Source organism: Candidatus Bartonella washoeensis Sb944nv (genome assembly GCF_000278135.1).
GTDB lineage: Bacteria > Pseudomonadota > Alphaproteobacteria > Rhizobiales > Rhizobiaceae > Bartonella > Bartonella washoeensis.
Map to the genome: position 1 here is coordinate 102,162 of NZ_JH725022.1, position 15,063 is coordinate 117,224.

12 protein-coding genes and 1 other RNA gene are annotated in these 15,063 nt (G+C 38.0%); 8 read left to right on the forward strand and 5 right to left on the reverse strand.

Annotation, left to right across the window (positions count from 1 at the left end):
- Nucleotides 1-176: 176 nt before the first annotated feature.
- The 4 genes from ffs to MCQ_RS00430 all read right to left on the reverse strand — a co-directional run bounded on the left by ffs (nt 177) and on the right by MCQ_RS00430 (nt 3,848).
- Nucleotides 177-274, reverse strand: an RNA gene (ffs, locus tag MCQ_RS08630) — signal recognition particle sRNA small type.
- Nucleotides 275-1,004: 730 nt separating this feature from the next.
- A complete protein-coding gene (locus tag MCQ_RS00420; RefSeq protein ID WP_006922862.1) occupies nt 1,005-1,409 on the reverse strand; it encodes a hypothetical protein in 405 nt (134 codons plus the stop codon).
- Between the two features lie 820 nt (nt 1,410-2,229).
- Nucleotides 2,230-3,120 (reverse strand): prephenate dehydratase, encoded by an 891-nt coding sequence (locus MCQ_RS00425; protein WP_006922863.1) that lies wholly within the window; start codon nt 3,118-3,120, stop codon nt 2,230-2,232.
- On the reverse strand, nt 3,117-3,848 hold the full coding sequence (locus MCQ_RS00430) for a 3-deoxy-manno-octulosonate cytidylyltransferase (RefSeq protein ID WP_006922864.1): 732 nt from the start codon (nt 3,846-3,848) through the stop codon (nt 3,117-3,119). The genes MCQ_RS00425 and MCQ_RS00430 overlap by 4 nt, the downstream gene beginning before the upstream one ends.
- Nucleotides 3,849-3,952: 104 nt before the next feature.
- Here MCQ_RS00430 and MCQ_RS00435 point away from each other — a divergent pair, with 104 nt between their 5' ends.
- The 3 genes from MCQ_RS00435 to MCQ_RS00445 all read left to right on the forward strand — a co-directional run bounded on the left by MCQ_RS00435 (nt 3,953) and on the right by MCQ_RS00445 (nt 7,778).
- Nucleotides 3,953-4,540 carry a c-type cytochrome gene (locus MCQ_RS00435; protein ID WP_006922865.1) on the forward strand — a complete coding sequence of 196 codons (588 nt, stop codon included), beginning with the start codon at nt 3,953-3,955 and terminating at the stop codon, nt 4,538-4,540.
- A 941-nt stretch (nt 4,541-5,481) separates the two neighbouring features.
- Nucleotides 5,482-6,546 carry a HesA/MoeB/ThiF family protein gene (locus MCQ_RS00440; RefSeq protein ID WP_006922866.1) on the forward strand — a complete coding sequence of 355 codons (1,065 nt, stop codon included), beginning with the start codon at nt 5,482-5,484 and terminating at the stop codon, nt 6,544-6,546.
- Nucleotides 6,543-7,778 (forward strand): MFS transporter, encoded by a 1,236-nt coding sequence (locus MCQ_RS00445; RefSeq protein ID WP_006922867.1) that lies wholly within the window; start codon nt 6,543-6,545, stop codon nt 7,776-7,778. The genes MCQ_RS00440 and MCQ_RS00445 overlap by 4 nt, the downstream gene beginning before the upstream one ends.
- 637 nt (nt 7,779-8,415) lie before the next feature.
- Here the strand turns inward: MCQ_RS00445 and MCQ_RS00450 are convergent.
- The gene (locus MCQ_RS00450) at nt 8,416-9,204 is read right to left on the reverse strand and encodes a molybdopterin-synthase adenylyltransferase MoeB (RefSeq protein ID WP_006922868.1); all 789 of its coding nucleotides are present in this window, start codon (nt 9,202-9,204) and stop codon (nt 8,416-8,418) included.
- An 86-nt stretch (nt 9,205-9,290) separates the two neighbouring features.
- Here MCQ_RS00450 and gshB point away from each other — a divergent pair, with 86 nt between their 5' ends.
- The 5 genes from gshB (at nt 9,291) to pstB (ending at nt 15,053) form a co-directional block, all read left to right on the forward strand.
- Nucleotides 9,291-10,277 carry a glutathione synthase gene (gene gshB / locus MCQ_RS00455; protein WP_006922870.1) on the forward strand — a complete coding sequence of 329 codons (987 nt, stop codon included), beginning with the start codon at nt 9,291-9,293 and terminating at the stop codon, nt 10,275-10,277.
- Between the two features lie 102 nt (nt 10,278-10,379).
- Entirely contained in the window at nt 10,380-11,426 is a 1,047-nt protein-coding gene (locus MCQ_RS00460) for a PstS family phosphate ABC transporter substrate-binding protein (protein WP_006922873.1), read from the forward strand.
- A gap of 61 nt (nt 11,427-11,487) precedes the next feature.
- Entirely contained in the window at nt 11,488-12,948 is a 1,461-nt protein-coding gene (pstC, locus tag MCQ_RS00465) for a phosphate ABC transporter permease subunit PstC (RefSeq protein WP_006922874.1), read from the forward strand.
- Nucleotides 12,945-14,237 (forward strand): phosphate ABC transporter permease PstA, encoded by a 1,293-nt coding sequence (pstA, locus tag MCQ_RS00470; protein WP_006922877.1) that lies wholly within the window; start codon nt 12,945-12,947, stop codon nt 14,235-14,237. Before pstC ends, pstA begins: the two co-directional genes overlap by 4 nt.
- 57 nt (nt 14,238-14,294) lie before the next feature.
- Nucleotides 14,295-15,053 (forward strand): phosphate ABC transporter ATP-binding protein PstB, encoded by a 759-nt coding sequence (pstB, locus tag MCQ_RS00475; protein ID WP_035007624.1) that lies wholly within the window; start codon nt 14,295-14,297, stop codon nt 15,051-15,053.
- The last annotated feature ends 10 nt before the right edge of the window (nt 15,054-15,063 follow it).

Genomic DNA, 15,063 nt, shown 5'->3' on the forward strand with positions numbered 1-15,063 from the left:
AAAGGATTTTTTCTCAATCAATTTATTTTTTTAAGAAACAGGATTATTTGCCTAAAAACAACAAAGAACCCTTTACTTGCTGTATACACATGGTGCTATGAACTGTATATACATGGTGCTATGAAGATTGAAGATCATATACTGAAAAACGACAAAAGTATGATTTATCCAGCAAAATAGGAGGCTGGTACGATGACCCGTACCAGAACTCGTTGGGGCTGCTTCTTTCCAGACCTGACCCAGTTGGCGAGCGGCTCGTCCATCACCAACCTCCCGGTTACATATTGTCGATTTAAAATAAAAAATCAAGCTAAGAAACGAAAAATATGGACAGAACAACCGAAAATTTTTCCTTTGGACTTAATTCTCATATTATGAATTACAAATATGGGGTATCAATTTCCCTTGGAAGAGCGCTCCACATTTATCTGGTATGAACAAGGTATTTACTTTGTTAACATAACGATTAGCTGTAAGAAGATGCTCGTTGGTTAGGAAATAGTGGCAGAGGGGCTTAATTTGTTAAATCTGCTCACAGAATTATAGCTAGTTTGCAGTAATTAAAGAAAGGGGAAGTATAAGAGGTCGTTCAATAAGCTGAAGTTAGAAAATCGAAGGAAAAGATTGTTGCTGAATTGGCGTGTGTGTTTCACATTTTTTCTGTATTTGACAAAGTATAGAATACATTTACAGAGCATAAAAGTGCAAGTTTTATGATTTAGTTGTTTTTTTGCTATAATATGGTTTATAGGCGATGTGGTTTGTAGCTAGTTTATAAATTGATTAACAGCTTACAGAAATTACAGAACAATTCCATCTGCTTTAAAATTGTAAAATTTTTACAATAGCCAACTTTGTTAAGAAATTTGACTTTGTTGAAGATCTATTGAAATTCAAATTCATGACAAAGTGAGCTTTGAGAATTCATTAAGCCTGCTTAAAAAAAAGATTTGCTTAAATAATTAAGCAACCTCCTTCAAAATTAGGTACTATAGAAAATATTATTAAAAATCCCCTGCATCACACTCTATGCCAATAACATCTGTGTTAGTAATGTTTTTAAAAATATAGCTCCCCGACCCAGGAAAGCCTAAAACGAGAGACTTTACATCTTTAAGGATAAATATTTTATTTTCTTTATCATGCGTTATTTTATTTTCATCGTCAGCAACAATTTTTAATTTTTCTAAATCAGAAGAAGCTGTGTACGATAAAGTAAACGATACTGTCTCGGGGTTAAATTTCTCACAACCGCACTCGAAGCCTTGTTGTATTGTACTAGGCATACCAATTGTAACACTTTCGTTCGGCGCAAAATTCCATTTGTTTTCACCAAATCCAGCAAATGCAACAGTGGAGAAAACCAGCATATTTACAGCTAATAATCCTTGAGTGAAAATTCTTTTCATCGCGTTTTCCCTTGTTATCCCACAAATCGATTAATTTGTATCGGTTTTGATGAATATACGAAGGTTGAATTTAACTGGGAAATGCAGAGCTAAACTACATTTTTTAGCTTTATAAAAACGGCCTTGAAAAATGCTTAAACCGCAGTGTTTAAAAGCACTTTTACTTGATGTTATCATGTAGTAATTTAATTGTCTTTGACCTCATTTTCAAGCTTTATATTTATTGCTTCAGGATAAATCACTGTGAAAGATCGCTTGTATTCTCAATGCACTCCTTACTATTATATAAGGGGCATGATGGCTAAAGCAAACTTTCATTCCCAATATTTGTATTTATGGCATGTTTTTGTGTTGGTTGAACTTGGATTCATTATTATATAAATTCGAGAAGGGATGCTATCTAGATGATTAAATTATTCTGTAAGTAGATGCTGCCGCGCATTTTCTTCTTCAGTATTTTAAAGAGATACCTCTCTTTATTCTTAAGCTCATTTTATGGCGCAACTCGTGAAGAACATAACGCAAAATCCATTGTTCAGCAACATCTTTACGCTTATAAAGGTAGAAGCCAGTACTACATACTCTTTTCCACCTCCTAATGTTGCGACACCTCTTGTATTGAGGTGGCTCATAAGAAGTATTTTCACTTCTTTCTAAAACGTTTTTTGTTCAAACCCAGTCCCTCTTGTGATGTGAAAGCGGATGATTTTGATTGATTCAACATAAACAGGGATTTGAAATGAGAGAATCTTATTATATCCGAAGTTCTAACTTAAGACGCAAAACAATAAATTATTTTTATAAATCCATTTTTTGTCTATTATAAAGAGAAGTTATCTAATTGTCTTTCACTATGTGGCGTGCGATCATTTTTAGATGGATAAATACCTATAATGCGAAATTCAGCAGAAAAGAAAGCGAGTTCTTCCAAAGCGAGTTGCATCATGGGATCTTCAGGGTGTCCTTCAATGTCAACAAAAAATTGTGTTGCATTGAAGTTTCCACCAATTTGGTAACTTTCTAATTTTGTCATATTAATACCGTTTGTAGCAAATCCTCCCATAGCTTTATAAAGGGCAGCTGGGACATTGCGGACTCGAAAAAGAATGCTAGTAATGATTTTTTCGCCGTTTTGCGGTTTTGGTACATGTTTTTGAGAACGTGAAAGGATAACAAAACGGGTAATATTATGAGGACTATCTTCAACATTTTTTTCAAGAATATCAAGTCCATAAAGTTCTGCTGCGATCAGAGGAGCTAAGGCTGCTTGTGAACGCTTTCCATTTTTTTTAATAAATTTTGCAGCTCCAGCTGTATCAGCAGAAGTGACAGGTTTCCAGCCATTTTTACGTATGATTTTACGGCATTGTGCAAGAGCATGTGTATGGCTGTGAATGGTTTTAATTTCTTCATGTGTAACACCGGGTAAAACCATGAGCTGAAAATGGATAGGTAAAAAGTATTCACCAATAATATAGAGGGATGATTGCGGTAACAGGTGATGAATATCCGCAACGCGGCCAGCAAGAGTATTTTCAATAGGAATCATGGCAAGATCGGCTTGTTCGTTTTCCACTAAGTTAAGTGCGTCTTCAAACGTAGCAGAGGGTATAGCATCCATATTGGGAAACATATTAGAACAAGCAATATGGGAATTGGCGCCGTATTCTCCTTGGAAGGAAATTTTATTGGTTTTGTTACGTATTTTCATGCTAAAATCTTGCGTACTCTCTCAAGATCCCTTTGCGTATCAACTCCTAAGGGAATTGTATCCACTATTTCTACATCAATACGCATATTATGCTCTAGTGCACGTAATTGTTCAAGTTTTTCACGTTGCTCAAGCGGTGAGGGTTTGAGTGCTATAAATTGCTCAAGTGCTTTGCGGCGGTAGGCATAGATTCCAATATGGTGGTAAAGAGGACCATCTCCATAAGGCGCTGTTGCTCGGGTAAAATAAAGAGCACGAAGGCGATTTTGGGAAAGCGGTGTACCAATAATTTTGACAACATTCGGATCTATTTTTTCATCTCCTTCAATGATTTTAGCACCCAAGGTTGCAATGTCAGTTAAGCTATTTTCTAAAGGGCGTAAAGCACTGATGATTTCACGAGGCGTTATCGTTGGTAGGTCACCTTGTAGATTCAAAATAGTATTGTAACGTTGTTCAGGATCAATATGGGTTAAAGCTTCATAAATGCGATCTGATCCAGATTTATGATCGCGAGATGTCATGATACATTCATGTCCATAAGCTGTAACGGTTTTGGCAATATCTTTATGATCTGTTGCAACGATAGTACGTCCTAATGCGGCTTTTTTCGCTCGTTCAGCAACATGAACAATCATCGGTTTTCCAGAGATTTCAGCGAGAGCTTTTTGAGGTAGACGGGTTGAGCCTATACGGGCAGGAATCAAAATAATCGGTTCAAGTGTCATTACAAAATTCCAAATGCCGTGTGTTGCTGTGTTTATAAGTTGTGTATTATATTGAAAAAGCTTAAAATAAAAGCGGTAGTGAAAATATAAATGTTTGAATTTTTATGAATCGTTCGACAATAACCTCTTTTGGTTGCGCTTGTCTTTTTGTGTTGCTTATTGTGGTGGGAATTTCCACACTCAGCGATATGCTCTACGATAATTCTGCATCGGTTCAACCTTCTCATACAGTTACAGAAAATAATGTGCTTAAGAAAAAACAACAGGCATCTTCTCCTTCTTTGTCATTGAGTGATCGTCTTCAACAGGGGAAGCTTGAAAATGGACGTAAAGTTTTTCGCCAATGCGCCATATGCCATACTTCTGGACGTGATAGTTCCAATCGTGTTGGTCCAACCCTTTGGGAGATCGTTAACCGTCCTTTGGCCGCTGCACCAGGCTTTGCTTATTCACGGACGTTGCGTACCAACTCTGATCAGAAATGGGACTTTGTGACTTTAGATCGTTATTTGCATTCGCCGCGTGAAACGTTTCCAGGAACAATAATGTCTTTTCGTGGGATCAAAAATGACCAAGATCGTGCCGATCTTTTACTTTATTTACGTAGTTTATCTGATCATCCTGTTCCTTTGCCAATGGATAATAAAGAAGGCAAATCATCTCAGAATAAAGATGAAATATTCCAAAAGTAAATCACTTTAGAAAGAGATGTGGTTGTTTTTTAGATCTTTATTTTTGATTTTAATGTGTTTTTTAATCCACGCATCAATCTACTTTTTGTTGCCCAATTGATCCACTATGTAACATAAAAATATGCAGGTATTTATACTTACCTCGTTGGTTTATCGTTGGTAGATGGTAGTTTTTTTATTATGAAGAACATTCAATTAAAATTTTGAGATTCATGCAGTTAATTATGCTCAGAAAAGCAACTTAATTTTCTCAAAACGCATTATTTTATCAGAAGATTTTCATTTTCAAGAATAAAAATAGATTACCCAAAATTTATCTGGTAAAGAAGTGGGGAATGCGTTAAATTCGGTAGCCACTTAAAAATTGTGCATTGGTGAAAAAAGTTTCAGCTCCATTCTTTCTCTCTAATTTTGGGAGTGAAACACAATATGCCTGTGATTGATTGAATCAAAATAATCCAATCGAAGTTGGGAAATAAAAGCATCAAACAAAATTCCATTGAGAGTTTCGCTTGAAAATAAAATTGCTCTCATCTCTATCAAAGAAGGTGAATAAATACTGTTGAATATGTCATTTGAATTTTGTTGAAGTTAGCTAACTAACTAAGTGCCATAGAAAATAAAGCCCAACAAGCACAAGCTTCCCTGATCTTTCCGAAGGCAAAAGAGAGTCTTACTATGCATTGGGGTATTTTCTGTTTTCTAAGGAGTTCTATCCATATTTTGTAAAGATGCGCACTTTATGCCATATAGTGTATTGACAATAATTATGTTTTGATAAAGATTCGCTTCTGTCACATGAGTGATGCATAATAAAAACATATAAGTATAAAGGGGGGGGATGTCATGGATCATATCGGTTTTAATTGATAAGTAGAGTTCTTTTCCCTGGAATGACTTTTCAGGGAAAAGTTTATTATAATGAATAAGTGGGGGGAGCAATGGAACAGCAATATATTTTGGGAAAATATACCCGCGTTCTTGTCCGTAAAGACGATGCAATTTTCGGTGCTGGTTCAAAGCAGTTTGTTATTAACAAGAAAAAAGACTGGGAAAATTTTGTACTTCTCGCCGCACAATGGATTGAGAAAAAGACGGTGGAAGAAGCTTATACTGCGCTATCATCCATCATGTTAAGAGAAGACTTTAACCACGCATTTGACTTTCTTTTTTCTAACCATTTCCTTGTTTTAGCGGAGACATCGGACAATATCTTCAATCATCGGTATTCCAGAAATCATCTCCATTATCAAAGTTACGGTATGGATCCAGAGTCTGTTCAACGTACCCTTTCACACAAAGTGGTGGTTATTTTAGGATGTGGCGGAATCGGTAATCATGTATCAGCGATACTTGCATCTTCTGGTGTGGGAAAATTAATTCTTGTCGATAATGATGTGATCGAGATAACCAACCTTACCAGACAAATTCTTTTTACTGAACAAGATGTTGGACTTCCTAAGACAACCGTTCTTCGACGTGAGCTGACACGAAGAAACAATCAAAGTGAGGTTAGTGAATTACAAATGTCAATCACGACGAAAGAAGATATCAACAAATTGCCCAGAGCCGATTTGTGGATCATTTCTGCTGATGAACCTGACCATCTGGTACCATGGATAAATCAATGGTGTGTAAAAAATCAACAAGCTTATATAAATTCCGGTTATGTCAATGACATTGCTATATTGGGACCTTTTTACATACCTGAAAAAACAGGTTGCTATGCATGCAGCTCATCCATAGGAAATCTCCCCGAAAAAAGCGATGGTTTAATCTATGAGGCTTGCGCTTCTATTAATAATAATTTTAAAGTTGCAACATTTCCTCCTGTGAATGCTCTTTCAGCTGCCATGTGTGCTAACGATGCTCTTAAATTTTTGGGTGGTTATGGTGATCTCCTTTCCACGGATCGCCGTGTGGGGATATGGAGTAGCAAACTTTTCACAGAAGAGCGTTCCTTAAAAAAGAACCCTCACTGCAAAGTTTGTGGAACAAAACAATGAACAGACCTCAAACGCTTGCTGTAACCCATGGATCTTACCATGCGATACGAATGCTAATCGGTGTTTATCACGCTATTTTTCTAATATCTATGGGGGTTACCCTTTCTCAATTGGCTTTGCTGCAAGTCGTCTTTTCGATAACCGTTTTGCTTCTTGATTTTCCGTGTGCTGTTTTCGCTGACAGGTATCGACGTAAATACTCAGTCACAGCTGGAGTTTTTATGACGGCAGTGTTTTATCTTCTCTGTCTTCAAGCCCCCAATATGATAATGCTTATCGTTGCACAAATTTTCTATGCAGCGGGGATTTGCTTCATTGCCAGTGCCATTGACGGATGGATTTACCATTCTCTAGGCAACAGACAAGACCGCTTTTCGCATTATGCGCATCTTTCTCACCGAATAAACTCTTTTGGTAGCATTATCAGTGGTGTCCTAGGAATTGCAACGATCTATTATTCTGGGCAATATTTCATGGGATATCTTATCTCAAGTCTGATGATGGGAATAATTTTCTTTATATTTCTTATTGTTCCTGAAGAAAAAATATCTGTGGGTGAAGGAACAAAAACAAAGACGATCTTGCAAAATGCTAAGGAAACGCTCTGGATATTTCAAAACACCGTGGGAGGAACATGGTTTATTTTGCTGATGTGCCTGTTCAGCGCTGGCATCCAGGTTATTTATCATTTCTGGCAGCCTATAATACTCTCAGGTGGGAAAATTGACCACCTCAAAAGCTCGCAGATGCTGGTCCTCATGTGCTGTCATATCGGAGCCTTCTCAGCGCAATATTTTTCCAATTCACTGATGTCGAAATATCACGTATTTGATAAAAAATATAAGAACTCTATAAAGTATTTTTCATTCTTCTCTGCCCTTATGTGTATGGCTCTTTATTTTTTCGTTCAGAGTAGTCAAATTGCTGCGTCAGTTATCGCATTTTCGTTAATTCATGGATTTATTTGCACTGTACCGATAGGAGCAAAGAGCTTGTTTTTTTCAGAGCTTAACCAAAAACAATCCCAACATATTTCTGGCATTGTCGGGGCGGCATCTTTTAGCGGAAGAATATTTTCAATAGCGGTATTAAGCGCCATCTCTTTTCTTCCTGCAAAAATTTCACCATCTTATTACCTTGTACTACCGACTTTGACTTTTTTCATGTGTGGTTTAGTCACCATCAAGTGGATGGCGCTCTTTGGTAAATCTATTTTGAAAAAAACTATATGAAAATACGGTTTAAAAAGTAATTGTTTCTGAAATTTTATAGATCAGAAAAATGATTAGGATGTGTTTTACTCATGAAGCATGACAATCTGCTGCAAGAAGTTTTTCTATGTAGCAAATGACTGAATGAAGCGCACGGAAGTCACACAGAATTCTTTACTGCTGAATCTGGTTTATTTCACCGAACACAGTTTTTGAGATTTCTTTGAAAAACTGCAACTTTGCTTTTATTCAAGAGTGTAGAGAAAAGAACTTTCTCAGAAGTTGTGAGAATATTGAAAAAGAGGAGATTATTAATATATTGAAGCTTTGCATGAGAGGTGATGGTTCCTTTTCCCCGTTTAACTACATGAGTTTTCTCGTGAACAGAGACAGCGGATTGCTCTCTCACGCGCAATCATTATCAAACCACGTTTTATTATGCTTGATGAAACAAATATCTTCTCTTGATATAAATGTGCAGGTGCAGAGCATTGCTCTTTTACTTCCTCTACAGCAAAGATATCATTTGGGCTCTCTGTTTTTATCAGTCATGATTTGAAGATCGTTAAAGTACTGAAACCTGGAGTGATTATTAAGCACAGTAAAGAGATGGTTGACGATGATTCTGCTGATTATATTTTTTTCGTTCCAAAAGTTTTTATACGCAGACTTTAATGGCTGCTGTATTTGCATTGGGATCTGGCCGCTTATAGGCGATTACACGAAATTGTGCTGATAATCCATTGTAGAGGAGAATTTTTCCCACTAAGGGTTCACCAATATTTGTGATAAGTTTAATTGCTTCCATTGCTTGTAGTGTTCCAATAACCCCGGGTAAAGCACCTATGATTCCGGTTTCAGCACATGTCGGAATAGTACCGGGAGCTGGTGGATTGGGGAATAAATCGCGGTAGTGAGGATTATTGTCTTTATAAGGCATGAGCACTGTTAGTGAGCCGTTGAAACGTTCTACAGCACCGCTTATTAAGGGTTTTGCGCATTGGGCAGCGTGATCAGCAAGCAGGTAGCGCGTGGCAAAATTATCACTACCGTCAACAATGATGTCGTAGGCATTTAACAATTTATCCACATTACTTTTATCCAGTCTTAGATTGTGTTTTTCAACTGTAATATGGGGATTAATTTCTTTTAAAGTGGCTTTGGCACTCTCAGTTTTTTTTTGGTTAATCGTGTTTGTTTTGTGAATCACTTGACGTTGTAAATTGGAAAGCGAAACGATGTCGTCATCAACAATTCCAAGGGTTCCAATGCCTGCTGCAGCCAAATAAGTTAGAACAGGAGCACCAAGACCACCGGCACCAATGACAAGGACACGTGCAAGTTTGAGCTTTTGTTGTCCCGCTCCACCAATTTCAGGCAAAAGGATGTGGCGTGCATAGCGTTCAATTTCTTGGTTGCTTAATTTTATATCATCTTCTTGTATCATAGGCTTTCTCTTGTCATAGTTCTTTTATTGTTTACTAAATTTATGGCGTATAGACCAAGCTCTGTCAGTCATAGGAGGTTTTATTTATGAAAATTGCCATTCAAATGGATCATATTTCAACGCTTCGGATTCAAGGAGATACAACATTCGCGCTCGCATTAGCAGCACAAGAACGTGGACACTCACTTTTTCATTATACACCAGATTGCTTGTCGATGCGCGATGGTTGTGTGATTACACGATTAGAGCCGTTGATTGTACGCGATGAAGAGGGGCATCATTATCAATTAGGAGAGTCTGTACGCACAGAATTAATAAATATGGATGTGGTTCTTTTACGCCAAGATCCACCATTTGATCTTAATTATATCACCACAACGCATTTGTTAGAACGCATTCATCCTAAGACATTGGTTGTGAATGATCCAGCATGGGTGCGCAATAGCCCAGAAAAAATTTTTGTTACTGAATTTTCTGATTTGATGCCAGAAACATTAATTACAAAAGATATTGCAGAAATAACTGATTTTAGAGCTAAGTTTGGCGACATCATTATTAAACCACTCTATGGAAATGGGGGCACAGATGTTTTTCATTTAAAACAGGATGATCGCAATTTACCATCACTCTTAGAAATGTTTGCAAAAAGTTATCGCGAACCTTTTATTGTACAGCGTTATTTGGATGCAGTGCGAAAAGGGGACAAGCGGATTATTTTGCTTGATGGTACACCTGTTGGAGCAATTAATCGCGTTCCAGTAGAAATGGATGTGCGCTCTAATATGCATGTTGGAGGGCAGGCGGAAAATGTTGATTTAACAGAACGTGATCATGAAATTTGTAACCGTCTTGCTCCAGCTTTGCGTGAACGTGGTCTTCTTCTTGTAGGGATCGATATTATTGGAGATTATATAACAGAAATCAATGTGACATCTCCTACGGGTATTCGTGAAATTAAACGCTTTGGTGGTGCAGATGTTGCTCATCTTTTCTGGGATGTTGTTGAGTTTAAACGTTCAAATGAAATTTGTTTGAACCGAAAACCAAATATGATTTTGTCAGAAAAATTATAAATGTCGCTTTTTATATTTGTCATACTGCAAATGTGAATTAAAATCCTTATTATCGTATGATAGAAACAAGAGATCTTGGTTGATATTTTAGGGAGTGTATGAATGAGCAGATTGTTATCAGTTGGAGTGGGACTGGTTTTCGCGGTTTTGTTGTCAGTGAATATTGGCAATGCACGTGATCAAATTCAGATTACTGGTTCATCTACCGTTTTACCTTATCAAAAAATCGTTGCTGAGATATTTGGGGAAATGTACCCTAATTTTAAGGTTCCTGTTATTGAATCGGGTGGCTCAGGTGCTGGTATTAAAGAGTTTTGCCGTGGCATTGGGGAGAGTGCTGTTGATATCGTTAATGCTTCTCGGGCAATGAAGCCTAGTGAATTACAGTCTTGTTTTGATGCTGGTGTCAAAGATGTGGAGGAAATACGCATCGGGTATGATGGCATTGTTTTTGCAACCAATATAAATGGTCCTGATTGGAAATTGCAGCCAGTGGATGTTTATAGAGCACTCGCTGCGCAGGTTGTTGTGGATGGAAAATTGCAGCCAAATAAAGTTTTGAAATGGAATGCAGTCAATAGCACTCTTCCTGACTGGACGATAGCAGCTTATATTCCTGGAGAAAAACATGGAACGCGTGAAGTTTTTGAAGAAAAATTGCTAGCTGTGGGCTGTGAAGCCAGTGGAGCATTTGATGCGATGAAATCTATGGGGATGGATGATAAGGCAATTCATGCTGCCTGTGTTGCTGTGCGTAAAGATGGAAAAGCCATTGATATTGATGGTGATTATTCTGAAACATTTGCTCGTCTGATTTCTAATAAAACAGGAGTTGGTGTTTTTGGTTTGTCTTTTTATGAAAATAATGCTGATAGGCTAAAGGTTGCAAATATTAATGGTTTTGCACCAAACGTTGAAACAATTTCTCGTGGTGAATACCCCATTTCTCGTCCACTTTTCTTTTATGTTAAGAAAGCGCATTTAGATATCATTCCAGGTTTGCGGGAATATGTTGAATTTTTTCTTTCTGATCAAATGATTGGTCCAGGTAGCCCATTGGCTGAATATGGTTTGGTTATTGCTTCTGAAGAGGAGAGGCAAGCGCAGCGCTCTGCATTTTCTGCTAGTAAAGTGATGATTTTGAAATAATTTTCTAAATTTGCGATGTAAGAGTTTTGGCTGCTGTTTTTTGAAAAAATTGAAAGATAATATGCGCATTTCCTTCATTATTTTTCTACTGTTGATTCTTGGGTTTGTTGGCTTTTGTATTTCTTATCTACGGGCTCGCATTCTTGAATACGCACAATACAAGATGCATTCACGTACATATTATTATGGTTGGTGGACATTCTTGATAACTGTTATCCCAGCTCTTGTTTTTTTAATTATTTGGGATAGTGGGAGTGCAATTTATTTAGAGTATAGTGCCTCACGAGAGGTTGTGGCGTATAGTGCACGCCTGACAGAGGTTGTTAATCGTGATATTGTTTTAGGGACTATCCGCAGTTTGGTCAAAATTATTCACCACTTTGACGGGGACCTTGTTACGGCTTCGTATGAAGAAGTGCGTGCACAATTATTGGCGAAGGGATTTGTTTTACCTCATGCAGCAACAGATGATGTGTTAAGGATAGTACAGTCATGGTTTTCTTCTTCTCAAAAGCTGCGGTTTATTGGTCATAGTTTATTTTTTATAATTGCGTTGTGTGGCTTTATCTTTGGTATTATGCAAGTTGCTCCGCGCCAGCGTGCGCGCAATAAAGTTGAATGTTTAATCGTTATTGGGTTGGTTTGCGCGTCTATAGTTGCGGTCTTGACAACAGCTGCTATTGCGCTTTCTCTGTTCTTTCAGACAATGAGTTTTTTTCAGTCTGTATCCTTTTCCAATTTCTTTTTGGGAACGGTTTGGGATCCGCGTTTTTCAGCGAGCGGTTCAGCTCATGAAGTGGGGCAATTTGGTCTCATACCACTCTTTGCTGGCACACTTTATATTGCGTTTGTGGCAATGCTTTTTGCTGTTCCTATTGGATTATTTTCTGCCATTTATATGGCTGAATATGCTTCTACGCGATTGCGGTCAATTGTAAAACCATTGTTAGAAGTGCTTGCTGGTATTCCAACCATTGTTTACGGTTTTTTTGCTTTGAAAGTTGTAGGACCATTTTTACAAGATCTCTCTATTTCTCTTTCTGGTGGTGTTGGTTTTATTATGGCCCAAAGTGTTTTGACGGCGGGATTTGTGATGGGAATTATGTTGATTCCTTTTGTTTCTTCCTTATCGGATGATGTTATCACAGCTGTTCCACGTTTTTTGCGTGAAGGATCTTATGGGCTAGGAGCAACGCAATCTGAAACGATTAAAAAGGTCGTTATACCGGCAGCGCTTCCGGGAATTATGGGAGCAATTTTGTTGACGGCATCACGTGCAATTGGGGAGACAATGATTGTGGTTTTGGCCGCAGGTGTTGCAGCAAATTTGACACTTAATCCATTCGAAGCGATGACTACAATGACGGTTAAGATTGTTAATCAATTAACAGGTGATTTTGAGTTTAATTCTCCACAAACTCTTGTAGCTTTTGCTTTGGGAATGACGCTCTTTATTGTAACTCTTTTGATGAATATTCTTGCTCTTTACATTGTACGCAAATATCGGGAACAATATGAATGAATGAGGATTTTCTTTTGCATCGTCGCAATATCGGTCTCAAACGCCGATATTGGGCTGAGCGTCGCTTCCGTATGTATGGTCTGATTGCTATTTTTATTGGTTTGTTTTTTCTATCTGCTCTTTTATGGTCTATCATTAGTCAAGGGTATACGGCTTTTTTTCAAAGTGAAATATCATTATCAGTTTATTTAGATGAAAAGATAATCGATCCAAGTGGTCAACGTGAGACAAATCCACAGCTATTAGTAACTGCTAATTATCCGCTTCTTGTACGCAATGCTTTAGCAAAAAAGCTTGATTTAGATCAAAATGATCGAGCATCATTGCGGGATGTTAACCGCATGTTTTCAAACAGTGTACGCATTCAACTCCGTGAAATGGTGACAAAGAATCCAAAGCTCATTGGAACAACGCAAAAAATCAAAGTTTTAGCGGCTGCAGACATTGATTCTGCCTATAAAGGACAGATTGATTTGCATGTAGCAGAGAAAAGACGCAAAGTTTCTAATCGCCAAGTAGAATGGATGAAACGTTTAGCTCAGGACGGTACACTTTATAAAACATTCAATTTTGGTTTTTTTACATTTGGTGCTTCAAGTCGCGCTGAGACTGCGGGATTAGGTGTTGCGATAATCGGCTCTTTTTACATGATAGCCATAGTTTTATTAGTTTCGCTCCCAATAGGAATAGCAACAGCTCTTTATCTTGAAGAATACGCACGCAAAAATAAATTTACAGATTTTATTGAGGTTAATATCAATAATCTTGCAGCTGTTCCTTCGATTGTTTTTGGTCTTTTAGGACTTGCTGTTTTTGTTAATTTTTTCGGGTTACCGCGTTCAGTACCTTTCGTTGGAGGGCTTGTTTTAGCTCTTATGACGCTCCCAACGATCATTATCGCGACGCGTTCTGCTTTACGGGCTGTGCCTCTCTCTATTCGTGCGGCAGCTTTAGGGTTGGGAGCATCGAAAACACAAATGGTTTTTCATCATGTCGTTCCTTTGGCTGCCCCTGGTATTTTGACTGGTACGATTATTGGTGTCGCTCAGGCTCTGGGTGAAACGGCACCTTTGCTTTTGATTGGAATGGTTGCTTTTGTTGTAAATATTCCCACTACACCAATGGATCCGGCAACAGCTTTGCCTGTTCAAATTTTTATGTGGGCGGGTGAAGCAGAACGCGCTTTTGTCGAAAAAACTTCGGGTGCTATTATCGTATTAATGATTTTTCTCGCTTTCATGAATATTTCTGCTGTATTTTTACGTCGGCGATTTGAACGGCGCCAGTAACTTAGAAAAGTAATCATTTCGATACAGTTTGTGTTTTAAAGTAAGGTAAATTTTGTAATGAAGGTTAAAATGCGTGGACAGGATGTGAAGGTTTTTTATGGAGACAAAGAAGCACTCCATGGTATTACTCTGGATATCCCCGAACAACAAGTTACGGCTTTAATTGGTCCTTCAGGGTGCGGAAAGTCGACCTTTTTGCGTTGTTTTAATCGTATGAATGATACAATTGAAGGCGCTAAAATAACCGGCCTCATTACCTTAGATGGGGAAAATATTTATGATTCGCGAATTGATGTTGTAGAATTGCGTGCGCGTGTTGGTATGGTTTTTCAAAAGCCTAGTCCTTTTCCAAAATCTATTTTTGAGAATGTTGCTTATGGCCCACGTATTCACGGTTTAGTTAAATCGCGTGCCGAATTGCATGATGTGGTTGAAAAGAGTTTAAGGCAGGCGGGTTTATTTGAAGAAGTAAAAGATCGCCTTCATGAGGCAGCGACCAGTTTGTCAGGAGGGCAACAACAGCGTTTATGTATTGCACGTGCTATTGCCGTTAGTCCTGAAGTTATTTTGATGGATGAGCCCTGTTCAGCTCTTGATCCAATTGCAACGGCACGTATTGAAGAGCTTATTGATGCCTTACGAAAGGATTATACAATCGTCATTGTAACACATTCAATGCAGCAGGCAGCTCGTGTTTCTCAATATACAGCCATGTTTCATCTGGGGTATTTAGTAGAAGTTGGTGCAACTGAAATGATATTCACCTCACCGAAAGAGAAACGTACGCAAGATTATATTACGGGGCGTTTTGGATAGGTGAATTGAG

What these genes read in the sequence shown, in the direction of transcription:
- MCQ_RS00445 (WP_006922867.1), top strand. Translation starts at nt 6,543, where the DNA reads ATGAACAGACCTCAAACGCTTGCTGTAACCCATGGATCTTACCATGCG.
- MCQ_RS00425 (WP_006922863.1), bottom strand. Translation starts at nt 3,120, where the DNA reads ATGAAAATACGTAACAAAACCAATAAAATTTCCTTCCAAGGAGAATAC.
- pstA (WP_006922877.1), top strand. Translation starts at nt 12,945, where the DNA reads ATGAATGAGGATTTTCTTTTGCATCGTCGCAATATCGGTCTCAAACGC.
- MCQ_RS00420 (WP_006922862.1), bottom strand. Translation starts at nt 1,409, where the DNA reads ATGAAAAGAATTTTCACTCAAGGATTATTAGCTGTAAATATGCTGGTT.
- pstC (WP_006922874.1), top strand. Translation starts at nt 11,488, where the DNA reads ATGCGCATTTCCTTCATTATTTTTCTACTGTTGATTCTTGGGTTTGTT.
- MCQ_RS00450 (WP_006922868.1), bottom strand. Translation starts at nt 9,204, where the DNA reads ATGATACAAGAAGATGATATAAAATTAAGCAACCAAGAAATTGAACGC.
- MCQ_RS00430 (WP_006922864.1), bottom strand. Translation starts at nt 3,848, where the DNA reads ATGACACTTGAACCGATTATTTTGATTCCTGCCCGTATAGGCTCAACC.
- MCQ_RS00460 (WP_006922873.1), top strand. Translation starts at nt 10,380, where the DNA reads ATGAGCAGATTGTTATCAGTTGGAGTGGGACTGGTTTTCGCGGTTTTG.
- MCQ_RS00435 (WP_006922865.1), top strand. Translation starts at nt 3,953, where the DNA reads ATGAATCGTTCGACAATAACCTCTTTTGGTTGCGCTTGTCTTTTTGTG.
- gshB (WP_006922870.1), top strand. Translation starts at nt 9,291, where the DNA reads ATGAAAATTGCCATTCAAATGGATCATATTTCAACGCTTCGGATTCAA.
- pstB (WP_035007624.1), top strand. Translation starts at nt 14,295, where the DNA reads ATGAAGGTTAAAATGCGTGGACAGGATGTGAAGGTTTTTTATGGAGAC.
- MCQ_RS00440 (WP_006922866.1), top strand. Translation starts at nt 5,482, where the DNA reads ATGGAACAGCAATATATTTTGGGAAAATATACCCGCGTTCTTGTCCGT.